This window comes from Gordonia asplenii, from assembly GCF_012933505.1.
Taxonomy (GTDB): Bacteria; Actinomycetota; Actinomycetes; order Mycobacteriales; family Mycobacteriaceae; genus Gordonia; species Gordonia asplenii.
Genome location: NZ_JABBNB010000015.1, coordinates 94,738 through 118,340, shown reverse-complemented (window position 1 = coordinate 118,340; position 23,603 = coordinate 94,738). Strand labels below are relative to the sequence as shown.

General features: G+C 65.9%; 15 protein-coding genes and 1 pseudogene. 3 read left to right on the top strand and 13 right to left on the bottom strand.

Annotated features, from left to right (window positions below):
* Positions 1–49: 49 nt before the first annotated feature.
* Positions 50–1,222: a beta-ketoacyl synthase N-terminal-like domain-containing protein gene (locus HH308_RS15695; protein ID WP_170195159.1), complete on the top strand. Its 1,173-nt coding sequence runs from the start codon at positions 50–52 to the stop codon at positions 1,220–1,222.
* Between the two features lie 82 nt (positions 1,223–1,304).
* On the opposite strand, the gene HH308_RS30205 is transcribed toward HH308_RS15695, so the two are convergent.
* Positions 1,305–2,162: a helix-turn-helix domain-containing protein gene (locus tag HH308_RS30205; RefSeq protein WP_170195158.1), complete on the bottom strand. Its 858-nt coding sequence runs from the start codon at positions 2,160–2,162 to the stop codon at positions 1,305–1,307.
* A 639-nt stretch (positions 2,163–2,801) separates the two neighbouring features.
* On the opposite strand from HH308_RS30205, the gene HH308_RS15685 reads away from it, so the two are divergent.
* Positions 2,802–4,412: a fatty acid--CoA ligase gene (locus tag HH308_RS15685; RefSeq protein WP_170195157.1), complete on the top strand. Its 1,611-nt coding sequence runs from the start codon at positions 2,802–2,804 to the stop codon at positions 4,410–4,412.
* Between the two features lie 554 nt (positions 4,413–4,966).
* On the opposite strand, the gene HH308_RS15680 is transcribed toward HH308_RS15685, so the two are convergent.
* Together HH308_RS15680 and HH308_RS15675 are read right to left on the bottom strand one after the other, a co-directional pair.
* Positions 4,967–6,445, bottom strand: a complete 1,479-nt coding sequence (locus tag HH308_RS15680; RefSeq protein ID WP_170195156.1) for an aldehyde dehydrogenase — start codon at positions 6,443–6,445, stop codon at positions 4,967–4,969.
* Positions 6,446–6,456: 11 nt separating this feature from the next.
* Positions 6,457–7,557 (bottom strand): NAD(P)-dependent alcohol dehydrogenase, encoded by a 1,101-nt coding sequence (locus HH308_RS15675; protein WP_170195155.1) that lies wholly within the window; start codon positions 7,555–7,557, stop codon positions 6,457–6,459.
* Positions 7,558–7,739: 182 nt separating this feature from the next.
* Between HH308_RS15675 and HH308_RS15670 the strand changes: the two genes are divergently transcribed.
* Complete coding sequence (locus HH308_RS15670) at positions 7,740–8,126, top strand: DUF4189 domain-containing protein (protein ID WP_170195154.1); 387 nt, start codon at positions 7,740–7,742, stop codon at positions 8,124–8,126.
* Positions 8,127–8,131: 5 nt separating this feature from the next.
* On the opposite strand, the gene HH308_RS15665 is transcribed toward HH308_RS15670, so the two are convergent.
* The 10 genes and pseudogenes from HH308_RS15665 to HH308_RS15620 all read right to left on the bottom strand — a co-directional run bounded on the left by HH308_RS15665 (position 8,132) and on the right by HH308_RS15620 (position 23,238).
* The gene (locus tag HH308_RS15665; protein ID WP_170195153.1) at positions 8,132–9,292 is read right to left on the bottom strand and encodes an acyl-CoA dehydrogenase family protein; all 1,161 of its coding nucleotides are present in this window, start codon (positions 9,290–9,292) and stop codon (positions 8,132–8,134) included.
* Positions 9,289–10,823, bottom strand: a pseudogene (locus HH308_RS15660) (acyl-CoA synthetase). Before HH308_RS15660 ends, HH308_RS15665 begins: the two are co-directional and overlap by 4 nt.
* A 204-nt stretch (positions 10,824–11,027) precedes the next feature.
* Positions 11,028–12,089, bottom strand: coding sequence for an alpha/beta fold hydrolase (locus HH308_RS15655; protein WP_170195152.1), 1,062 nt, complete (start codon positions 12,087–12,089; stop codon positions 11,028–11,030).
* Complete coding sequence (locus tag HH308_RS15650) at positions 12,086–12,409, bottom strand: hypothetical protein (protein ID WP_170195151.1); 324 nt, start codon at positions 12,407–12,409, stop codon at positions 12,086–12,088. The genes HH308_RS15655 and HH308_RS15650 overlap by 4 nt, the downstream gene beginning before the upstream one ends.
* Before the next feature lie 373 nt (positions 12,410–12,782).
* On the bottom strand, positions 12,783–15,836 hold the full coding sequence (locus HH308_RS15645; protein WP_170195150.1) for a cytochrome P450: 3,054 nt from the start codon (positions 15,834–15,836) through the stop codon (positions 12,783–12,785).
* 2 nt (positions 15,837–15,838) lie between these two features.
* The gene (locus HH308_RS15640) at positions 15,839–17,158 is read right to left on the bottom strand and encodes an alpha/beta hydrolase (protein ID WP_170195149.1); all 1,320 of its coding nucleotides are present in this window, start codon (positions 17,156–17,158) and stop codon (positions 15,839–15,841) included.
* A gap of 806 nt (positions 17,159–17,964) precedes the next feature.
* Complete coding sequence (locus HH308_RS15635; protein WP_170195148.1) at positions 17,965–18,864, bottom strand: alpha/beta hydrolase; 900 nt, start codon at positions 18,862–18,864, stop codon at positions 17,965–17,967.
* Positions 18,865–19,060: 196 nt separating this feature from the next.
* The gene (locus tag HH308_RS15630) at positions 19,061–20,017 is read right to left on the bottom strand and encodes a helix-turn-helix domain-containing protein (protein WP_170195147.1); all 957 of its coding nucleotides are present in this window, start codon (positions 20,015–20,017) and stop codon (positions 19,061–19,063) included.
* A gap of 135 nt (positions 20,018–20,152) precedes the next feature.
* Positions 20,153–21,703: a long-chain-fatty-acid--CoA ligase gene (locus HH308_RS15625; RefSeq protein ID WP_170195146.1), complete on the bottom strand. Its 1,551-nt coding sequence runs from the start codon at positions 21,701–21,703 to the stop codon at positions 20,153–20,155.
* A gap of 20 nt (positions 21,704–21,723) precedes the next feature.
* Entirely contained in the window at positions 21,724–23,238 is a 1,515-nt protein-coding gene (locus HH308_RS15620) for an aldehyde dehydrogenase family protein (RefSeq protein ID WP_170195145.1), read from the bottom strand.
* Positions 23,239–23,603 lie beyond the last annotated feature (365 nt).

Genomic DNA, 23,603 nt, shown 5'->3' with positions numbered 1-23,603 from the left:
GAACTGTTCGGCGGCACAACCCGATTAAGTTTCACGAAGGAAATCCGCTATGACATCCCCAACCCCCGCACACATCATCGGTCTCGGCGCTGTCAGCGCCTACGGCTGGGGCCGCCAGGCCCTCTGGAACGGCCTCATCTCCGGCAAGTCGGCCGCGGCCCTGCTCCCCGGATTCGGACGCACACTCGACGATCCGGGCTGGGTCGCCAGTATCGCCGACCTCGGTGACCCCGCCGACGGCGTGACTCCGTTCGCCCGGGCAATGCGATCGGCCGCACGGGAAGCGATCGAAGACGCGCTCGAACGAGGCTGGAACCCCGGCGCCCGCGTCGGCCTGATCGTGGCAAGCGTCCTGGGTGACCTCGACATGTACTCGATGGTGACACCGGGTGCGAGCGGTTTCAGCAGCAGGCAGTACGTCGCCGTCACACCGTCGACGCCGGTGTCGACGCTGATGACCGACTACGGGTTCCACGGACCCGCCATGACTGTCTCGGCAATGTGCACGTCTGGGTCGGCAGCGGTCATCACCGCGAAGACCTGGCTCGACTCCGACATGGTCGACGACGTCGTCGTGGTCGCCGTCGACCTGTCCGCACGCCGCGAAGTCGTGTCGATGTTCGTGCAGCTCGGCGTCGCGATCACCGACACCGACCCGCTCAGCGCCTGCCGCCCCTTCCAGGAGGACAGCAGCGGATTCATCTTCGGTGAAGCCGCGATCGCCATGACGCTCTCACGCGGCACCCGTGTGGACCGCTACGGCAGCGTACTCGGCGGCGCACTGAGCCATGACGGGTATCACGCCACCTCGGTCGACCCGTCCTTGACGCACGTTCGCGGCTGCGTGGAACAGGCCCTGTCGACTGCCCGGGTCACCGGTGACGACATCAGGTATCTCAACGCTCACGGCCCCGGAACCCGGCAATGCGACGCCGCCGAAGGCGCCATCGCGTCGGAGATGCTGCCGAATGCCGACGTGTTCTCGGTCAAGCCGCTGGCCGGGCACTGCCAGGCGGCGGCCGGCATGGTGGAGCTGGCGGCCACCCTTCTTGGCTACGAGCACTCGGAGATACCGGCGACCCCGCAGACGAGTACGCCGCGGGTGTCGCGGCTGCTGGACGGCCGTACGCCGATGGAGTCCGGCCTCACGCTCAAGACCTCGCTGGGCATGGGCGGGCACAACGCCGCGCTGGTCGTCGGTGGACGCGAATCGGTCGACTGATCACCAACACAGCTGAGCACACCGGGTCGAGCCGTGTACTCAGCAGTCAGGATCCGTCACCCGTCAGACCGGCGAGGACTCGTCATGATTCCTCGCCGGTCTGCTGTGTCGCATACGCAGCTGGGGAGATGCCGATGGTGGCGGTGAAGTCACGGGTCAGGTGCGACTGATCCGCGTAGCCGAGGTCGACGGCGAGTTCTGCCCAATCGACCGGGCCGCCCGCTCGGGCGTGCTCCGCGGCGTCGATCAGCCGATACCGGCGGATGACCCACGCGGGCGACACCCCGACGAATGACGCGAACATTCGTTGCAGGGTGCGCTCGGTGACTCCGGCGAGCGCCGCCAGCTGCCCCGTCGTACGGATCGATCGGTCGTCCTGCGCGGCGACGGTGATCCGCGCGACTTCGCGGGCCGACGCGATCCGCGCGGCCCGGCGTCGGGCGAGTGCCGCGATCAACGCCTCGCCGATCGTTTCCGCGGCCACCGAAAACTCTTGAGCAGCGACATTTTCCGCCAGATCAGCGGCGACCGGGAGCACATCGGACAGTGGCAGGTGCGTGTCGTTGTACGCCCCGACGTCGTCGACCCACGCGCCGAACGCTCCCGGCGTGGTGAGCCCTGCGATGTTCCACCCCGACCCGGACAACGTTCGCGTGCTCAATGTGGTGGTGACTCCGTTGAAGAAGGCTCCCAACGGATAGGGTCCGGGCGGCGGATCGGCACCGGGCGGCGGCGCGACGCCGACGCTGATGTTCACTCCCGGATGAGCCAACACCTGTTGCGGGTGCACGAATCCCATTGGGAGGTCCCATTTCACCGACCAGAACCAACTGACCAGGCCGTCGAGCTCGGCTGGCGCGGGGTAGCGCGCGAAGTCGACGAACCGCATCATCCGCGTGGGCGCGATGATGCCACGGGTGTCGTCGGAAGGCGGCTTCACCGCATCGAGGATAGTCGCGGTAAGGCTGGTGGAGTGTCGCGTCTCGTTTCCGGTATCGATGCGATGGTGATGTGGGGGCTGTCGCAGGGTGAATCGATTCGTTGTCACTGCTGGGGCGGATGAGGGCTGTGTGGCTCCTGCGGTCGGGGTTGTAGGTGAGTGTTCGGCGTGGGTGGCGCGCCGATCACGGTGTCGGTTGCAAAGACCCTGGGGATGCGGGGATGTTGGGCGTCTGGGGAGGCCCGGCGTGCGTCGGACACTGGCGTCGCGATGCAGCTGCGGCAGCGTTCCTCTGTCGGTTGAGCGAGCGGAGCGAGTCGAAACCCCACCGGCCGGACAGTTGCGAAACCCGTCGCATCACAGTGGTTTCGACTCGGCTTCGCCTCGCTCAACCAGCAGGATGCGGCTAAGCAGGGTGCGCGCAAGATATCAATACCATTAGGCGCGACACTCCGCTAGCGACCAGCCTCGAACGCGGGTACGGGTTCGCCGTCGTCGAACGTGTCGATCGTCAGGGTCACCGGCGTACCAGCAGTGACGGCATTGCCACGGGCCTTTCGCAGTGGCTTGAACTCAACACTAGCACTGACCGTACGTACGGTCTAGACTGACGAGAGCCCCAACGAAGTGGAGACCGCCATGAAGGCCACCATGCAGGACGTTCCCCTGAACGTCTCCGCACTGTTCGAGCACGGCCGCACCGTGCATCCCGACAGCGTCGTCGTGCACTACGACGACACTACTGTCACCGAGCGTACGTTCGACGCCGTCGGCGACGACGTAGTGCGACTGGCGAATGCGTTGCGCGACATCGGAGTCGGCCCGGGCGACGTCGTCGCGACGCTGTGCTGGAACACACCGGCGCATCTCGCCGCGTACTTCGCGGTGCCGTCGATCGGTGCTGTGCTGCACACCCTGAATCTACGACTGCACCGAGATCAGTTGGGCTACATCGTCGAACACGCAGGCGACCGAGTGATCATCGTCGACTCGACGCTGGTCGACACGCTGGCTGCGGTCGGCGAACTGGGCAGGCTGTCCGGCGTCGAGCACGTGATCGTCGTCGGCACCGCGACGCCTCGGCTGCCCGCTGCCATCCGGGTGCACCGGTACGCGGATCTGCTCGACGCGGCGAGTGCGGAGATCGAGTGGCCGGTCGTCGACGAGACCACCGCGGCCGCACTCTGTTACACGAGCGGCACCACCGGAAATCCGAAAGGCGTTGCGTACAGCCATCGTTCGATGTACCTGCACACACTGCAGATCTCGACCGGCAGCGCATTCGGCTTCTCCGACGCCGACCGGGTGTTCCCCATCGTGCCGATGTTCCATGCCAATGCGTGGGGCTGGCCGCATGCCGCGTGGGTCGCCGGCTCCGACATCGTGCTGGGCGATCGTCACCTCCGCGTCGACCATCTCGCGCGGGTGATCACCGAGTTGCGACCGACGGCGACGGCGGCCGTGCCGACCCTGTGGACCGGTTTGGACACGTATGCGCGCGAGAACGTCGTCGACTACTCCAGTCTGCGGCTGGCGGTGTCGGGCGGATCGCCGCTGTCGGCGTCGTTGGTGCGCAAGCTCGCCGACCACGGCGTGACGCTCACCCAGGGGTGGGGAATGACGGAAACCAGTCCGCTGCTGACCTTTTCGCGGTCGGAACCGGGAACATCGCCAGAAGACGCCGTTACCAGGCAGGCGATGACCGGTCATATCGTGCCCGGAGTACGGGCGCGCGTCGTCGGCGACGACGGAGCCGAATTGCCTTGGGACGGTGAGTCGGTCGGCGAGATTCAGCTGCGCGGTGCGACTATCACCGGCGGGTACGTCGGGAGCGACGGTGCGGATGCGTTCGACGATGGCTGGCTGCGCACCGGTGACCTGGGGGTGATCGCCCGCGGCGGGTGGATCGCCATCAAGGACCGCCTCAAGGACGGCATCAAGAGCGGTGGCGAATGGATCTCGACGGTCGAGCTCGAAGCGGCACTGTCGGAGCATCCCGACGTCGCCGAGGTCGCCGTCTTCGGAGTAGCCGACCCGAAATGGGAGGAACGCCCGCTCGCCTGCGTCGTCGCGAAACCCGGTGCGGTGCTTGATCAGAACGAGCTCGTCGCGTTCCTGTCCGAACGCGTGGCCCGCTGGTGGCTACCCGAGCGATGGGCATTTCTGCCGGAGATTCCCAAGACGACGGTCGGCAAGATGGACAAACGCCAACTGAGGTCGTGGCACGAAGACGGAACCATCGAGGTGTAGCGGTAGGGATCGGCGCGGGGAAACATCACGAAGCGCGAGTCTTCGCGACGCAGCCGTCCACTCCCCGAGTGCCGATGCGAGGCACGAGCGTCGGTGTCACCCCGCTCCCCGAGCCTGGTTTCACCGGTCGGGGCACTGCATCTGCTGGTTGAGCCGCGAGGAGCGCAAGCGCGCCGTACTGAGCGAGGCGCTAGCCGAGTCGAAGTGACGAGCGTGTCGAAACCCCTTTACCACAATGCATTTGATGGTAGCGCACTTGGCGAACTGTGATGGAGTCGAACATTGAGGCGTGTGCATCCGAAGGGTGCACACGAGACACTTGCCGGGTGACATCGCGACATTGGCGCGGACCGTCGAAAGTCGTTGTGGTACAGGGGTTTCGACACGGACCTCGGCTAGCGCCTCGGCCCGGCTCAACCAGCAGAGGGGCGCTTCGGCACTCGGGGAGCCGGTGGCGAGGCTCGTTGCTCGCTTCGGCGTGCGGGGAGCTGGTAATACCGAATCTCATCCCTCACTTCGTCGTGCGGCGTGCAGAATCGGGGTTGGTGGGAGACTCACTTCCGGGGCGGCCGCAGGTAGATCGACTGCGTCCGACGGTAGGCCCCCAGGCCTTCCGGACCTAGCTCTCGACCGAGACCCGAGCCCTTCACGCCGCCGAAGGGCGCCCCGATGTCGAGGCTGAAGAAGTTGATTCCGACCGCGCCGGTCTGGATTCGCGGTGCGATGTCGAGGGCACGCTGCTCATCGCTGGTCCAGATGGTTCCACCCAGCCCGTAGTCGGAATCGTTCGCGATTGCGACGGCGTCGTCGACGGTGTCGTAGGCGATCACGCACAGCACGGGGGCGAACAGCTCGTCGCGCGCTATGGCGAAGCTGTTGTCGAGCTGAGTCAACACCGTCGGAGCCAGATAGTTTCCCGCTGAGAATCCCTCTGGCACAACACCTCCGCAGGCTATCTCCGCACCGGCTGCGACCGCCCAGCCGATCGACTCGAGCACTCGGTCACGCTGGCGGCGAGAGATCAGCGGTCCGACACGCGTTGTCGGATCGAAGGGATCGCCGATCGGCAACGACCGCGCCATCTCGGCGATCGCATCCACCGCGTCGTCGTATCGGTTGCGCGGCACCAGGATTCGTGTCGAGGAGTAGCACGTCTGCCCGGTATTGAGCAGGCTGGCCGACGCCAGTCCCTTCGCCATCGCGGGCAAGTCGGCGTCGTCGAGGACGATCGCGGCACTCTTGCCGCCGAGTTCCAGGGTCACCGGGCGCAGCAACCGCCCGCATACCTCTCCGATTTCGCGACCCGCGGCCGTGGAACCGGTGAATCCGACCTTGTCGACGCCGGGGTGTGCGACCAGCGCCCGGCCCACCTCCACGTCGCCCGGCACAACATTGAGCACCCCGGAAGGCAGCCCGGCGGCGTGCGCGGCATCGGCGAGAGCCAAAGCGTCCAAAGGGGTTTCGGGCGCGGGCTTCATCACGACGGTGCACCCGGCGGCGAGCGCGGGCGCGAGTTTGAACATCGCCAGCGACTGCGGGAAATTCCACGGCACGATTGCGCCTACCACTCCGACCGGCGTCGACCGCACAACGGTGCTACCTGGCCGGCCGACGGCCGGGCGCGTCGTCTCGAGTTCCTCGGTCACGATCAGGTCGGCGTAGTAGCGCAGCATCGCGGCTGGGCCGTGTCCCTCGGCCGGCGTCGACAACGTGATCGGCATGCCGTTCTGCAGCGTCACCAGGGCGGCGACATCGGTTGCGCGCGCTTGGATTTCATCGGCAAGCCGATGCAGGGCAACCGACCGCTGCACCGGCGTCCGACCAGCCCAATCGGGGAATGCCGAGCGGGCGGCGGATACCGCGGCGTCGACGTCGACGACGGAACCGACCGGCGTCTGCCCGATCGTCGCGCCGGTGGCCGGCGAGGTCAGGACAGAGGTCCCACCCGAGCCGGGCACCCACCGTCCATCCAGGTAGAGGAGGTCGCGGTGGGTCAACGCGGGGTCGAGGGCGGATGCGGTGGTCGTAGGCATGGTGACTCCAGTCAGTTTCTCGAAGGTACGACGACGGGCTTCACGACCGCGCCGGAGCGAAGGTCCGCCTCGGCCTGCGCGATGTCGTCGAGGGGGTACACCGAGACGAGGTCGTCGATGGGGAATTTGCCTGCGCGCCAGAGCTTTATCAGTTCCGGGAGGAACTCGCCCGGGACGGCGCCACCCTCGATGACGCCGATGAGCGACTTGCCCGCGGCGAGCGCACCGGGTGCGATCGACAGCGCACGATCCGCCGTCCCGATCATCGCTACCCGACCACCGGGGCGAACCGCGCCGATTGCGGCTTCGACGACGTCGGCGCTGCCCGTGGTGTCGACCACGGCGTCGACGCCGCCGCGGACCGCGGATCGGACAGCGCGCTCGATGTTCTCGACGGTCGAATCGAATGACCTTGTGGCACCGACCTTTTCCGCGACCGATAGCCGGGCTGGGTTGCGATCGACGGCGATGATCTCGGCACAGTCGGCGGCGCGGGCGGCCATCACCGCGGCGAGCCCGACGGCCCCCACTCCGACGACGGCGACTGTCGACCCCGCGGGCATCCGCAGCGCACGCAGTATCGCGCCGGCACCGGTCTGAAAGCCACACCCGAGCGGTGCGAGCAGTTCCAACGGAAGGTCGCGGTCGACCGCGACGACGTGCGACGCCGCGACCACCGTGTGGGTTGCCAGCGATGACTGCCCGAACCAGCTCGACGCCACCGGGTCACCGTCGGCGTCGAGCATGGGTCCCGACGAATCACCCTGTCGCCCAGTCATGTTGAGGGCGAAGAACCGGTAGCAGTTAAACGGTTCGCCGGCCTCACAGTTGCGGCAGTTCCCGCAGGACGCATAGGAGATCAGGACGTGGTCGCCGACCTGGAGTGCGTCGACGCCGGCGCCGATCGCCCGGACGACCCCGGCGCCCTCGTGGCCGAGCACGATCGGTGGCGCCGCCATGAATCCACGACGCCGGGGCAGCAGGTCGGTGTGGCACAGTCCGGTCGCGGCGATCTCGACGAGAACCTCACCCGAACCGGGGTCCCGAAGGTCGAGTGTCTCGATTGCGAGCGGAGACTCCAGATCACGAAGTACAGCAGCATTGATGTGCATGACAGCTCCTTTCTCTTCCACCATATGTTTGACCGTCCGTACGGTCAAGCGCTGAACCGTAGGGGAGTACTCCCCTGCCGGTGGGTAGTACTCCCCATTGGCATCGAGTAGATCTTCGCTTTGAATTGTGTTGTCGCCGTTACAGACTCTTCCGGCGCTCCACCCACGAGAAGGACAACACGATGAACCTCAACATCAAGCGCGCACTGACCGGCGGACTCCTCGCGATGGCCGCAAGCGGTGCCATGCTGGTTCCCGCCCAAGCCTCCGCGGCGAGCAACCATTGGGGCGCTATCTCCTACTCCCCCAGCACCCACGCATGGGGCACCGCCATCAATTTCTCATCGGCCGGCGACGCGCGTTACGTCGCAAAAGACAAGTGCGGCCAGTCCGACTGCCAGGTGATGACCTTGAACGACAACTGCGGCGCACTCGTCCGCAACACCTCCACCAACGCCTTCTGGTGGGCCTACGCACCCACCCGCACCGCTGCCCGGGCGCAGGCATTCGAATTCGCCGGCTGGAATCCCAACACAGTTCTGCTGACTTCGACCTGCGTCGGCGACTGAGTGACTCAGATCGCGCCCTTCGCCCGGTCCACGACGTCCTTGGCGATGATCTCGTTCATCATCTCGTTGGTGCCGCCGCCGATGCCGAGGACACGCTCGTCGCGGTAGTGCCGCTCCACTTCGGACTCCCGCATGAATCCCATCCCACCGTGAATCTGCACCGCCTCATTCGTGACGAAGTCGCATGCGTAGACCGCGGTATTCTTCGCCATGGCGACTTCGGTGTTCACGTCATCGCCTGCGGCCCAACGTGATACGACGTCGCGCACATAGGCCCGTGCCGCGCAGACCTGTCGGCCCATCTCAGCGAGCCGATGCCGAATCACCTGCCGCGCGGCCAGCGGTTCACCGAATGTGACGCGATTGTGCGCCCAGTCGACGGTCAGATCCAGGCATCGTTGCGCCGTGGCGACGGCCTGCACGGCCATCAGCAGCCGCTCGGATTCGAAGCGTCGCATCAGTTGCAGGAAGCCAGTCCCTTCCGGCCCGACGAGATTCTCGGCGGGCACCGCCACGTCGTCGAACGACAACTCGGCGGTGTCCGAACACAGCCAGCCCATCTTGTCCAGCTTCGACGTCACCGAGAAGCCGGGGCTGTCGGTGTCGATGACCAGCAACGACACCCCACGGTGGCCCGGTCCGCCGGTCCGCACCGCGGTGGTCACGAAGTCCGCGCGGGTTCCCGACGTGATGAACGTCTTGGCGCCGTTGACCACGTAGTGATCGCCGGTGCGCACCGCTCGGGTCGCGATGGCCCCGACGTCGGACCCGGTACCCGGCTCGGTGACGCCGAGTGATCCGATCATCTCTCCCGCGATCGTCGGGCGCACGTACTTGTCGATGAGGTGCGTGTCGCCGCTGGCAACGATGTGCGGCGTCGCGATCGAATGCGTCATCAGCGCCGAGCACAGCCCGCTGCTTCCGCCGGACAGGATGATCTGCTCGTTGGCGATGAAGAAGTCGATGTAGTCGCCCATGCCGCCCGCCGCCTCCGCGACGCCGAGTTCGAGCAGCCCGAGTTCGGCTGCCTTGCGGTGCAACTCTTTCGGCAGCGCGCCGTCGCGTTCCCAGCCGGCGATGTTCGGGACGATCTCCTTACGGGTGAAGGCGTCCACCATCTCGCGCAATGCGATCCGTTCGGGAGTAGTCCATTGTTGCGTGCTCATCGTGTTACCGCCTCTGCGTTGCCGGTCAGTTGTTCGCGAAGTGTTCGCTTGAGAAGCTTTCCGGTTGCGCTGCGCGGTAATTCGCTTTGCAGCACAACGGATTTGGGTGCCTTGAAGTGTGCGATGTCGGCTCGGCCGAACGCGATCAGATCGGCCGCCGTCACCGCCGAACCGTCGGTGGGCACGACGTCGCGGTCACCGCCTCACCCCACCGCTCGTCGGGCACACCGATGACCGCGACGTCGGCGACCTCGGGATGCTCACGCAGCATGTGCTCCACCTCGGCCGGATAGACGTTCTCACCGCCGGTGATCACCATGTCCTTCTTGCGGTCGACGATGGTGACGAAGCCCTCGGCATCGCTGCGCGCGAGGTCGCCGGAATGAAACCAGCCGCCGCGCAACGCTTCTGACGTCGCGTCCGGCAGTCCCCAGTATCCGGCGAAGGTCGTCGGGCCGCGGAGGATGAGCTCTCCTACGTCGCCGTCGCGGACCGGGCGGTCGAACTCGTCGACGATGGCGACATCGGTGTGCAGGAACGGCCGGCCGACGGTCCCGGCGTGCGAGACGACGTGGGCGTCGTCGAGCAGCAGCGTCGACGGCCCGAACTCGGTCATGCCGAAGCCCTCCAGAAAGGCCCAGCCCTTGCCCTGGAAGAAGCGGATGACCGGGAGCGGGCAGGGCGCGCCGCCACTGAGCACGAACCGCATGGCGGCGACGTCGAAGCTGTCGAAGTCCGCAACCTGTGCCAGTGCCGCCCACATCGCCGGAACCAGGAAACATATTGTGACAGAGTGCCTTTCGAACGCGGCGAGCGTCTCACGCGGACTGAAGGCCCGCTGCAATACGACGGTTCCGCCGACGTAGAGCAGCGGCAGCGTCAGCAGTCCGAATGCGCCGATGTGAAACAGCGGCGCGACGCTGAGGGTGACGTCGGAGCTGCTTACGCCGCCGTCGACGGTGAGGATGTTGAAAGTGTTCCACCGCAGATGGCCGTGGGTGATCATCGCGCCCTTGGGGCGTCCGGTAGTTCCCGAGGTGTACATGATCATGCACACGTCGTCGTCATCGACGGCCGCCACCGTGCGCGAGTGCCCGGGGACATACGCGGGTGCCGTGTCCACGTCGACGACGCGCGGTGACAGCGCGGCACCGTCGAGTGCGTCTTTCGTCAGTCCGGCGAATCGTTCGTTGTGCACGACGACGACCGGCTGTGCGTCGCTGATCAGATAGGCGATCTCACCCGCCGACAGCCGGAAATTGACCGGAACCGCGATCGCGCCGACCGACGCGACGGCGAAGACGTACTCGATGAACTCGGGGCAGTTGTCCAACACGATCAGCACCCGGTCACCGCTGCGGACCCCGAGATCACGCAAACCCGTTGCGGTGCCGTGCATTCGGTCGGCGAGCTGAGCGTAGGTCCATTCGGAACCGCCGTCGGCGTCGACGACGGCGATACGGTCGGGCGAGCGCTGTGCGCGTCGGACGATCCAATCGGCGATGCCGCCGGGAACGGATGCGGTCGTCATGTGATGCTCCTGTCGAGGGTGGGACCGACGCGCCGCGCGGCGCGATGATGCGATGCAGATCACTGTAAGTGCTGACCGCACGTACGGTCAATATGCTGAGATAAGAACCGTGCCGAGGCAGATTGCACTCGGCACTCTCATGGCCGCCCAGAGAAGATGTCCCTGGGCGGCGGTGAAATGACAGTTTTCAGTCCTGAAGCCGTCCTACGTTCCCTTCTCGGCCAACCATTCCACGATCGCAGGCACCGTCTTCTTCCTGGCTGATCCACCGACGAGGAGGCCGACGTGACCGGCCTTGAGCACCCGTTCGTCGCCGCCGGTGCCGACGAGCGCCGTCAACGGCGCCACCGACGCAGGCGGTGTCACGTGATCGGTGGTGCCGTAGATGTTTAGGAACGGCGTGGTGATCGAGTCGAGCGAACGAAGCTTGCCGCCCAGCATCACCTTGCCGGTCACCAGCGCGTTGTCCCGGTTGAGCACGCGGATCATCTCCACGAACACTCCACCGGGGAACGGCACATGGTCGTGCGCCCAGTGGGTCAACGCCCAAATCGCCTGTGTCGCTTGACGATCGTGCAACCGGTCGATCATCGTGACGTAACCGGTAACGTCGCCCAGCGGCCGGATCATCTGAAACGCCCGCAACATCGCGTCCGGCGGTACGTTGCCGGTGTCGTCGAGGATGTCTTCCGGCTCGATCCGGCCCTGCTGGGTCAGCCACGACAGCGGCCCCATCTCCGACCAATTCGTCGGCGCCGCAATGGTTATCAGCGCGCGCGGCTGTTGCGGCGGATTCGACGCCGCCCACAACAATGCGATCAGACCGCCGAAGCAGTGCCCGATCACGATAGGCACCTCCCCGGACAGCTCGACGGTCCGGTCGAACGCCTGCTGCAGGTAATCATCGGTGTAGCGGCTCATCGACGCCGACGCGTCGCGTGCGTCGGGCTCGCCCCAGTCGAGAAGATACACATCGTGTCCCGCTGCGATCAGCAGTTCGACGACGCTGTCGCCGGGACGCAGATCCCAGATGTAGCTGCGGTTGACCAGACTGGGCACCAATAGAATCGGTGACCCGTTTCCGACACCGGCGCGGTAACGCCGCATCGTCGCACGGCCGTCGGACCACACGACGGTGTGCGGCGTGCAGCCGACGCCGGGTCGGTCCAGGCCCGCGAGCAGACGCAGCCCGTTGACCGCGCGCAACCGGGTGCGGTCGAGGCGTCCGGTGATCGCTTCGGGGATCTCGACGCCGAGAGCTTTCATGACCGGTCCTCCATCTCGCGAACTACGTGTGAGGTGACCACGCGCTCGGCCGGCGGCAGCGACAGCTGCTCACCGAGTTGCTCGACGGCGCGGGTCAACCGTTCGACCTGACGCCCGGTGGGAAATCCCAGCGATCCGGCGATCGCCGCCTGGGCGCCGCGGACGGCGTGCCCGACCAATCGCTGAATCGACGTCGCGGCGGTCATCGCGTCAAGGAAGGCGTCGGTGCGTACGAACTCTTCCAGGCCGGGCGAGACCTTGCGTTCGAGCGCGAAATAGGCGAGTTTCGGGTCGCCGACCCATTCGAGTGGAAGTTTCATTTGGTGGTTCCTTTGGTTGTTGACAGTGCCCGCCGCGCCCCTTCGCTCCCCGAGTACCGAAGTGAGACGCGAACTTCGGGGTGAGTTGGGGCGCTGCGACGACGCATTCAGCTGGGCCCCGAATACTTTGTATGCCTGGGCATTTCGACGACGTGCGGTAGGTACGTTGGGCGGTTCGGGTCGCCGACCCCTCGTTACACCGAAGCTCGCAAGCTCGCTTCGGCACTCGGGGAGCGGGTGGAGCGCCCGGGGAGCGGCGAAGCACTCGGGGAGCGGGTGGAACGCCTCCGCGCAACGGCGAAGCGCCTTCGCGCAGCAGTGCGACACCCGGGGAGCGGGCGAAGCGCCTTCGCGCAGCAGTGCGAGGCCGTTCCTAACCCGCCGCCCACACATCTACGTGGTACCGCGGCGACGCCGACAGCTCGGCAAACCACTTCTCGGCGATGTCCACGTCGACGCCACCCCGGTTGGCGAAGGCGGCGATCAGTGCGTCGCCGACGCCGTCGGCCATGGCGCTGGCACCGCACAGGTAGACGTGCGCCCCGGCGTCGACCTTGCTCAAGATCTCCTCGGCGAGTTCGGAAACACGGTCCTGCACATAGACTTTCGGCGTGTTGGGGACGCGGGAGAAGGCGTGCTCGATGCGCGCGATTCCCCTGCGGCCGTACTCGCGGAACTCGTCCGCATAGAGCAGGTCGGCCTGCGGATGACGCGCGCCGGCGATCACCAAGGCCTCGCCGAGTTGCGCGCCGTCGGCGGCCAGTCCGGCCCGCTCGGCGAGGAATCCGCGAAACGGCGCCAGCCCCGTTCCGGAGCCGATCATGATCACCGGCACCGAGTGGTCGGCGGGTAACCGGAACGTCGTCGACGTGTCTCTGACGAAGGCGTATACGTCGTCGCCTGCCCGTTTGCCGTCGAGGAAGTTGGAGCACACCCCGCGGTAGGTCAGACCCGACCCCGACCGCGCGTCCTCGGCGAGCACACCCACGGTGATCGAGCACACCCCCGGCCCGCTGCGCGGCGACGACGAGATCGAGTAGTAGCGCGGCGCCAGCGGTCCAAGCGATTCCAGATACGACTCGAACGGCAGCTCGCATGCGGGATGTTCCTCCAGCAGGTCCAGCACCGACTTACGCCGGTCAATCACATTGACGCGGAAAGCTTCCGGTGACTCCAACAATCCCGACAACGCGTCGCGCGTCCACGGGTAGCGGGTGTGCTCCAGCATCGCCTCGACGTTGCGGCGCGACGCGATCCCCTGCAGTTCGACGTAGTCGCGCAACAGATCGCCCAGACTGATCCGCTCACCGACCGGCAGGAAGGTCGATTCGGCGTCGTCGGCGCGGATCACGATCACCGCGGCAGGATCGAGATTGAATCGATCGACGACGCGAGCGACGAGGTCGGGACCGTTGTGCGGGATCACACCGAGGTGATCGCCCGCGGCGTAGGTGGTGCCCGCGGGCAGCTCGAACTCGATGTGGCGCACCGTCTTGATGTTCAGATCACCGACTTGGCGCGTGAGCCCGCGAGCGTCGGTCAGGCGCATCGGCACCGCCCCGCGTGATTCGACGAACGGCCCCGGCCGGGTCGGCGACACCACTTCGATGCGGAAGCGGTCGGTGCGCGACGTCGCGCTCAGGTCGTCGGCCGACAGCCCCACCGCGGCGGCCAGTGCGGGCCACAGGCTCTCCAGCCACGTCTCGAAGCTTTCATCGAAGTCGCCGTCGGCGTCGCCCTCACCGCGCTCGCCGATGCGAGTGCCGCCGGCCGCTGCGAGCCCAGCGTCGACCACACGCGGGAAATGCTGGAATGTCTTGTCCCACTCGGAGTTTCCACAACCGAATACCGCGTAGCGGATTCCCGTCGCGGAGAAGCTGCTCGATTCGATGGCCTGCGCGAAGACTCCCGCGTTGTCGGGCGGGGTGCCGTTGTAGGTCGCGGTGACGACGATGACGGCACCGTCGCTCGACAATCCGTTCGCGGCGTCGTCGAGATCGGCCAGATCCGGGGCGAAACCACGACGCTTCGCTTCGTCGGCGATGATCTGTGCAGTCTCCTCGGCGGTACCGAAGTTCGACCCGAAGAAGATGTGCAGCGGCGTCTGGTGCGTGGGGGCGGCTTCCGGCGTCGACGCCGCCGGAGCGACATCTGCTGAATCCTGTTGCGCGGCTGCCTCTTCGACGTCGACCCCGACAACCCTCGCCGACGGCGTGAACACCACCGGCATCCGCTTGATGCCGTTGATGAAGTTGGAGCGCATCCGCTCGGGGTCGCCGCCGGGGGCGATGTCGGGCAGTCGGGTGAGCAGTTCGGTGAGCAGGGCGCGGACCTGCAGTCGCGCGAGGTTGGAGCCGAGGCAGAAGTGGGTGCCGTCACCGAAGGAGTTGTGCGGATTGGGGTCGCGGCCGATGTCGAACGTGTGCGGATCGGCGAAGACAGCCGGATCACGGTTAGCCGCAGCGTAATTGATGACGACGCGGTCGTTCTCCTTCATTTGCACACCGCCGAACTCCAGATCACGGGTCACGGTGCGGCGGAACTGAATCACCGACGGATTGAACCGCAACATCTCTTCGATGGCGGTGGGCAGCAGGGAGATGTCGGCGCGCAGCCGATCGAACTGGTCGGGGTGGGTGAACAGCATGTTCATGCCCCCGGCGATCAGGTTGCGGGTGGTCTCGTTACCGGCGATCATCAGCAGCTGGAAAAAGCGATCGAGGTCACCGTCGGAGAGCCGCTCGCCGTCCACCTCCGCGTTGACGACGGTGCTCCACACGTCGTTGGTGGGATTGGCCCGCTTCTCGGCGGTCTTCGCCCGGGCGTAAGCGAACATCTGCGCGAAGGCATCGAGGAAGACCTGCGGGTCGCCGCCGTACTCCGGGTCGTCGATGCCGACGAGTGCGTTGGTCCACGAGTACAGCAAGTGCCGGTCTTCGGCGGGGACCCCGAGTAGTTCGGCCAGGATCAACAGCGGCATCTCCGCGGCGATCTCACCGAGCAGATCGGCAGATCCCTTCTCGCACACCGTGTTCACGACCTCACGAGCATGGTGGGTGATCGAGTCGAAGAGGGTCTTGCGGATCGCCATCGGAGTGAACGCCTTGTTGACGATCTTGCGCAGCTTGGTGTGATCGGGCGGATCCATGTGCAGCATCATTCGGCGCAGCACGGCGATGTCGCTGGGTCGCTGCTCGCGCAGGAAGGCCGTGCCTCGGCTCGATGAGAAGTCGGCCGGGGTGCGCGACACCTGGGAGACCAACTCATGCGACAGCACCAGCCAGTAGCCGGGGCCGCCGTCGAACGATCCCGACGCCGGCTCGTCGACCCACTGCACGGGTGCCTGCTCGCGCAGTTCGTCGAGGAGTTGGTAGGGCACTCCGTCGGTGTAGAGGCCGGGATCCAAGAAATCGGGAATCGTTGCCATGACTAGTCCTGCTTTCCTGCGGGGGTGTTCGAGTTGGGGGCGGAATCAGAAGATGCTGCGGTACTGCGGGTCTCGACGGCGCGGGTTTCGACGCCGCAGGTCTCGATGCGCGGGGTTTCGGTGCGCTTGGGCCGGGAGCCGAGCCGGACGCTGCGGGCGACGCTGGTGAGCGCTCCTGCCGCCGAGACCGGTGGCCGGCGCCAGTACTCGGCGGCCAGCGTCGACATGATGCGCCCGGTGTTGACCATCGGGGTGCGCAGCCACGCTTCGTCGAGCCGTGTACCCGCCTCGATGAGCGACGACGACCAGCGAATCGGGCTCGACGCCTCGGCGGGGACCGGAGCCTCGGCGACGGGGGCGATCATCGAGATGGTGCGGGCCATACTCGCCAGCGCGGCGTGACCGGCGGGGAACATCGCATCCATGTCGACGAAGCCGTGGATCTGACGCGGATACTCCTCGCACACAACCTCATTGCCCGCCTTCTCCAACGCCTCCGCGTATGCACGGCCGTCGGGACAGAACGGATCGGCGCCGCCGACGACGATGTGCGCGGGCGGCAGATTCGCGTGCGACGCCGCGAGCAGCGGCGAGATCGCCGGGTCGGTGCGATCGACGCCGGCGAGCGAATGCGTGCCGAACCAGTCGATGGCGTTGACGTCGAAGAAGCCGTTCGCGGCGTGGTCGTCCATGTGCGAGAGAGTCAAATCGGTTGCGGGATAGACCAATACCTGTCCGGCGATGCGCGCGGTGGCATCGTCACGGAAGTGCTGGGTGAGGGCAGCCGCGAGGTTTCCGCCCGCCGAGTCGCCGGCGACGATGAGCCGCCGCGGGTCGGCGCCAAGTACACGGGCGTGGTCGTAGGCCCACCGCACGACGGTCCGCGCATCCTCATGTGCGGCGGCCAGCGGACTCTCCGGCGTACGACGGTAGTCCGCCGAGACGACGACGGCGCCGGAGTAGTTGGCGATCTTGCGGCACATCTGATCCGCGGTGAACAGGTCCCCCACCACGAATCCACCGCCATGCAACCACACGACGATCGGTCGGTCGTCCCGAGCGGAGCGTCGAACGTCGAACCGCCGCGGCCAGTAGACGCGAACCGGAACCTGCACACCGTCGTCGACGATGGCGCGCGTCGAACGACGCCACCCGCCGACGGTCCGTCGCGTCGTGGTCGACACCAGCACCTGATAGTCGCTGCGGGCCTGCTCAGGCGTGCGATCGGCGATGGTCGGCCAATGAACCATGTCGAGCCACGCCGACAGCGTGCGGCCGCGCGGATCCATGGAAGTGCGGTGTTTCGAAGTGGTCTGGGTCACGAGACTCATCGTACTGACCGCACGTACGGTTAGTCAACGATTTCGCGGATTCTCCTGCACCGATCGCGTGGACCGGTCGGTCCGGCTCAGCCAGCAGGGATGGGGCGGCTCACCCACCAGGGATGGGGCGCCTCAGCCTGGATTCACCGATCGCTACGGGTGGGCCATCCCTTCCGCTGGTTGAGCGAGGCGAAGCCGAGTCGAAACCCCGATGACTCAACAGGTTTCGTGCGACCGTTCATCTCGCGCTCCGATCGTGTGATCTTCTCCAGTCGAATGCACCCAGCAGGTGCATTCGACGGATGCACTGATGTCGCCGTCCCCGGTCAGCCTCGACTCACCGAAATCTGCTGTCTCACCGTGGTTTCGACACGCTCGTCGCTAACGCTCCTCACGGCTCAACCAGCGGAAATGGGACGGCTCACCAGCGGAGATGAGGCGGCTCAACCTGGATTCACCGATCGTCACGAGTGGGCCATCCCTTCCGCTGGTTGAGCGAGGCGAAGCCGAGTCGAAACCCCGATGACTCAACAGGTTTCGTGCGACCGTTCATCTCGCGCTCCGATCGTGTGATCTTCTCCAGTCGAATGCACCCAGCAGGTGCATTCGACGGATGCACTGATGTCGCCGTCCCCGGTCAGCCTCGACTCACCGAAATCTGCTGTCTCACCGTGGTTTCGACACGCTCGTCGCTAACGCTCCTCACGGCTCAACCAGCGGAAATGGGACGGCTCACTAGCGGAGATGGTGCTCCCGCCGCGGGTCGAGCCGCTTCGTCAGCACCGCCGGTGGAACCTCGGTAAGCGTCAGCCGACGAGATACTTTACGAACCAGTCGCAGGCCAGTGCGCTCGATTGAGCGAACCCGTCGGTGTAGATGTCGAAATGGCCGCCGGGCAGGATCTCGATGCGCTTCGGCGCGCGGGCACGTTCGTAGGTTTCAATCGCCAAATCGGTCGGTGTGAGTACGTCATCGACGGCGGGAAGCATCAGCAGTGGGGTGGGGCTGATGTATTCGACGAAGTCGGCGGGCACATACTCGCCGAACATCTCGACGCTGCGCAGAGTCACTTCGTTGCGCCAGTTCGGGGCGATGGTGCTGCCGCTGTGCGTGAACCATTGATAGGAGTCGGCGGTCGGCAACGCCGACGGAGCAAGTGGGTTCTCGTCGACGACCGGAACGGTCGCCGGAGCGTCGCCGTTGAACCGGGCCAACCGGTCGGCATCGAACTGCGCACGGAAGCCGCCGAGGAAATCCGGGCGTACCAATCGCCGCAGGTTTCGGTAACCGTCGACCATCGCGCCTTGGCTGACAACCGCTTTCACGCGTCGGTCGATCGCCGACACGACCAGAACGTGGCCGCCGGAGTAGCTCGAGCCCCACACACCGATCCGATCGTCATTGACTTCCCCGAGGGTCGTCGCGTAGGTGATCGCGTGACGGTAGTCGCGGATCTGCTGCCACGGGTCGATCTCTTGGCGGGGCTCGCCGTCGCTGTCGCCGAAGTTCCGGTTGTCGAACACCAACGCGTTCAGCCCCGCATCCGCGAACACCTCGGCATACCGGTCGAGGTACTGCTCTTTGACCGCCGAAAATCCGTGCGCCATAACGATAGTCGGGTGCGATTCGCCCGCGGCCTCGCTCGGGTAGAACCAGCCGCGCAGGGTGACTCCCTCGGCGCCGAACTCGATGTCGCGTCGTGTCATAGTCGAATCTCCTTCTGGGATAGATGATTTCAGCCGATCGCCGGACGAGGCCGGTGCGATCTCGCGCTGTGATCTCAGTCTCATCGGGAAAGAGGTGCGGTTCAATGAACACATGCGCCACGGTGATGGATCCGTGCGCCACTTTGCCTGTTCAGGCTTGTCGCGGACTCGACGCCGAGGAACCCGACGGCTCAAGTCAATTCGCGGCCGCTGCTTGCGCCGAGCGGAAGTCACGAGGCGAGGCACCATAGTGCGCCTTGAACGTCCGACTCAGGTGGCTCGCGTCGGAGAACCCCCATTTGTTGGCGATCGCCGCAACCGAACTCGACGTCTCGGCGAGATCCGTGCGAGCGCGGGCCAGCCGACGGACACGTACGACGTCGCTGACCGTTTGGCCGGTCGCGTTGAAGACTCGATTGACCGTGCGGACCGAGACGCCGTGCGCTTGCGCGATTGATCCGGGCGACAGCTCACGATCGAGCAGATGCTGCTCGATGTAGCGGTCGATCGCATCACGGATCGCTGGGCGGGCCCACGAACTCACGCCGACCGTATCTGGGCGCAGGGCGCCGATGAGGAGTTCCAGAGTCGCATTGCGGGCGGCGGACAGGGCTGACTGGCTGAGCATCGGCAGGCTGGTACTCAGCGAATCTAGATACATAGTCAGCAACTGTGTTGCGGGACAGGTGGATTCGAGCCTGACCCCGGATCGGGCCCACGGTGCGCCGCCGACTTCCTCGATCGCCGACCGTGGGATGATCAGACTCCGTTTCGAAAGCTGCTGCCACACAGTGAATCGCGCGGGCCGGGTGCTGTCCCAGCCGATTGCGTCACCCGGCGACAGATCCACCGTCACATCGTTCTGGGTGACCGATTCGTTGCCAGACTTCTTCATCAGGACGATGAAGAAGTCTCCGTCGGTCATCGCGATCTGACGACGCTGCCTTGTGCCCGACGACGGGCCACAGTCGCAGTCCACCAATGCCAGATCATCGATCCACCAGCGTTTGACCGACGCCTCGAACGGCGCGTCGGCTGGGCTCAACCGGGTCGCCCAGGGGAGGTGAGTCGACGACAGCATCGACTGCCACTGTTCATGCCGGCCATCGGCGCCTGTCGCGTCGACCCGGAACGAGTCGTTTGCAGCCGGCATCTCGTCGCCTCAATTCTCCTGAGCATCCCAGCTCACGCCTTCGGTGACGATTATGACCCGTTACGGCCGTGGCGCGCGTGAATAATCACGCCACGCACGTGAACAGATCCGCCACCCCCGACTTACCCGCACGTCCTACGTGTGCAGTGTGCGTCCCTCCCAGTATTTCTTGCGGATCTCGCGCTTGAGGACCTTGCCCGTCGGGTTGCGCGGCAGCTCAGACAGGAAGTCGACCGACTTCGGTGTCTTGTACCCCGCCAACTGCGCACGACAGTGGACGATCAGCTCGGCTTCGGTGACCGACGCACCGTCGACCAGTACGACGACGGCCTTGACGGTCTCTCCCCATTTATCGTCGGGCACACCGATCACCGCGACGTCGGCGACCGCGGCGTGCTCGATGACGACGCGTTCCACTTCGGCGGGGTACACGTTCTCACCACCGGAGATGATCATGTCCTTCACCCGGTCGGAGATGAACAGGTAACCGCCGTCGTCCATTCGTCCGGCGTCGCCGGTGCGCAGCCAGTCGTCGCCGACGAGTGCCTCCGCCGTGGCTTCGGGCCGACCCCAGTAGCCGAGCATGTGCTGCTGTGACTGCGTCCAGAACTCGCCGACCTCACCTACCGGCAGCGTGTTGCCGTCGGAGTCCACCACCTTCACCGTGGTTCCCGGCAGCGGACGTCCCGCCGACACGAGTCGCTCGGGGTGGGCTGCGTCGCGGTGATCGTCGGGCCCGAGGACGCTGAAGACACCAGACATCTCGGTCATGCCGTACACCTGGTAGAAGTCGGCGCGCGGCCAGGTCTGAAGGCACGCACGCATGGTCGGCAGCGGCATCGGCGAGCCGCCGTAGCCCAGGCAGCGGACCCGTGAGTAGTCACGGTCGGCGACGCGCGGCTCGGCCAGGAAGAATCCGTAGACGGCGGGCACGAAGAACGCGTGCGTCACACCGCGGGCTTCGATCTCGTCGAGCACAGCGGTCGGAACCACCTCGCGTACGACCACGGTCTGCGCGCCCACCGAGATACCGGCCAGCGACCACGACGACCCGCCGACATGGAACAGTGGCATGGCGACCATGTTCACCGAATCGGCAGTGAAGTTGAAGCCTGCGACAGCTGCCGCGTTGTGCGCGTCGAGGCTGCGATGAGTCAGCATCGCGCCCTTAGGATGACCGGTGGTTCCCGACGTGTAGAGCTGCAGGAAACAGGTGTCCGGGTCGAACGCCACGGGCTCGAACGCCTCCGAGCCGGCGGCCAGCCATGCTTCATATTCATCGTCGTCGCCGCCGGTGACGATGACGCGCTGCACGGTCGGAAGGCTCGCGCGCAGGCCGTCGACGAGTTCGGCGAACTCCGGCCCGACGATCACGATCTTCGCCTGGGCGTCGTTGATGATGTAGCCGATCTCGGCGGCCGAGAGCCGGAAGTTGATGACGGCATTGGCCGCTCCGGTCAGCGCGGCGCCCAGCGTCGTCTCCAGGCAGGTGAGATTGTTCTTGTCCAGGAACGCAATTCGGTCGCCCGGCTCGATGCCGGTGGCGCACTGTGCGGCCGCGTTGGCATGGACGCGAGCACGGAACCGACTCCACGAATAGTCGATGTCGCCGTAGCTGACCGCGCGGGCGTCGGGCTTGGCGTCGGCCCAGCGGTCGAGGTGAGAAGTGATCGGTGCGATGGTCATTGTCGTTGCTCCTGTGCGGGTCACGAGCGCGGCGCCGACACGACGACGGGATAGGCGCGCTTGTTGACGTCGTTGGTGAGGTCGACGTGAATGAACTTCGCCTCGACGTACTCCTTGAGCGCATCGGGGCCGAGTTCCCGGCCGATGCCCGACTGCTTGTAGCCGCCGAACGGGTACAGGGCGTTGACCATGTGCCAGTCGTTGACCCAGACGGTGCCCGCCTCGAGGCGGCGCGCGACGGCGAGTGCGCGCTGGTTGTCGCGGCTCCACACACCGGCCGACAGGCCGTATTCACTGTCATTGGCGATGGCCACGGCATCGTCGTCGCCCGTGTGGCGGATGACGACGAGGACCGGGCCGAAGATCTCTTCGCGGGCGATGCGCATGTCGTTGGTGATGTCGGTGAGGATGACCGGTGCGACCCAATGTCCTTGCGCCAGAGCGGGATCGGTGGGGATCGCCCCCTGGAAGGCGACCTTGCCCCCTTCCTCCTGGCCGAGTGCGATGTACTTCTCGACGCGGTCCTTCTGCTTCGCCGAGACGAGCGGGCCGATGTCGGTCGTCAGCGACAACGGGTCGCCGAGGGTGATGGTGGAGATGCGCTCGATGAGCTTGCTCATGAACTCGTCGTAGATGGAATCGGCGAGCACCAGGCGGGTGCCCGACTCACAGGCCTGGCCGCTCATCAGCAGGAATGCGAACAGCGAGCCGTCGACGGCGAGGTCGATGTCTGCGTCGTCGAGCACCACATTGGCGCCCTTGCCGCCGAGTTCCAGGGTGACCTTCTTGACGTTGTCGGCGGCCGCGCGCATGACGGTCTTGCCCACGTCGGTCGAGCCGGTGAAGGCGACCTTGCGGACGTCAGGGTGCTCCGACAGTCGCGCTCCGACGACGCTGCCCGGTCCGGTGACAACGTTGAGCACGCCCGCCGGCAGCCCTACTTCGTCTGCGGCCCTTGCCAATTCAAGGAGAGTGAGCGGTGTCTGCTCGTCGGGCTTGAGCACGATGGTGTTGCCGGCCGCCAGTGCCGGGCCCAGCTTCCATACCGCCAGCAGCAGCGGGAAGTTCCACGGGACGATGGCGCCGCACACGCCGACCGGCTCGTAGCGGATGAGACCCGACGCCAGCGTCGGAACTTCGATCAGCTCGCCCTGCTTTTCGAAGGCGAATGTCCTTGCCAGCGAGGCGAAGTAGCGCAGGTTCGCAATCGCGTAGCCGATCAGGAAGGTTCCTGCGCCGCGCACTGTCGCACCGTTCTCCCGCACCTGCAGAACAGTCAGCTCCTCGAGGCGGGCGGCGAGATTGTCGGCGATGGCGTCCATGAGATCGGCGCGCTCATTCGGCGACTTGTCGCGCCATACGCCCGACTCGTGGGCGGCCTTCGCGGCGGCGACCGCCTGGTTGACGGTGTCGAGATTGCCCCGGGCAACGGTCGCGACCAGCGAACCGTCGGCGGGCGCACGAACCTCGGTGGATTCCGCCGAATCCACCCACCGGCCATCGATGTACATCGTGTAGCGGGGCGCTTGTGACATTGGATTCTCCTTGGGGTGTTGCGGGTGATGGCACTCACACTAACCGTACGTGCGGTCAGTTTCAAGAGCTTGGGAGTATTTGTTGGGCGTGCGGAGCAAGTCAGTGTTGTGGGGTTTCGACTCGGCTTCGCCTCGCTCAGCCAGCAGGACGGTTGAGCCGTGGAGACACCCACGGGAGGTTTCGACTCGGCTACGCCTCGCTCAACCAGCAGGGATGGTTGAGCCGTGGTGACCGGGTCGGCCAACCGCTGGTTGAGCCGCTCGGAGCGCTAGCGGAGAACGAGTCGAAACCACAGCAACACAACGGATTCCGAGGCGTGAAGTTTACGTCGCGCAGTTTCGACTCGGCTGCGCCTCGCTCAACC

Coding starts and splice junctions, on each gene's coding strand:
- HH308_RS15670 (WP_170195154.1), top strand. CDS start 7,740: ATGAACCTCAACATCAAGCGCGCACTGACCGGCGGACTCCTCGCGATG.
- HH308_RS15680 (WP_170195156.1), bottom strand. CDS start 6,445: ATGCCTACGACCACCGCATCCGCCCTCGACCCCGCGTTGACCCACCGC.
- HH308_RS15620 (WP_170195145.1), bottom strand. CDS start 23,238: ATGTCACAAGCGCCCCGCTACACGATGTACATCGATGGCCGGTGGGTG.
- HH308_RS15650 (WP_170195151.1), bottom strand. CDS start 12,409: ATGAAACTTCCACTCGAATGGGTCGGCGACCCGAAACTCGCCTATTTC.
- HH308_RS15645 (WP_170195150.1), bottom strand. CDS start 15,836: ATGGCAACGATTCCCGATTTCTTGGATCCCGGCCTCTACACCGACGGA.
- HH308_RS15675 (WP_170195155.1), bottom strand. CDS start 7,557: ATGCACATCAATGCTGCTGTACTTCGTGATCTGGAGTCTCCGCTCGCA.
- HH308_RS15625 (WP_170195146.1), bottom strand. CDS start 21,703: ATGACCATCGCACCGATCACTTCTCACCTCGACCGCTGGGCCGACGCC.
- HH308_RS15665 (WP_170195153.1), bottom strand. CDS start 9,292: ATGAGCACGCAACAATGGACTACTCCCGAACGGATCGCATTGCGCGAG.
- HH308_RS15630 (WP_170195147.1), bottom strand. CDS start 20,017: ATGCCGGCTGCAAACGACTCGTTCCGGGTCGACGCGACAGGCGCCGAT.
- HH308_RS15685 (WP_170195157.1), top strand. CDS start 2,802: ATGAAGGCCACCATGCAGGACGTTCCCCTGAACGTCTCCGCACTGTTC.
- HH308_RS15635 (WP_170195148.1), bottom strand. CDS start 18,864: ATGACACGACGCGACATCGAGTTCGGCGCCGAGGGAGTCACCCTGCGC.
- HH308_RS15655 (WP_170195152.1), bottom strand. CDS start 12,089: ATGAAAGCTCTCGGCGTCGAGATCCCCGAAGCGATCACCGGACGCCTC.
- HH308_RS15695 (WP_170195159.1), top strand. CDS start 50: ATGACATCCCCAACCCCCGCACACATCATCGGTCTCGGCGCTGTCAGC.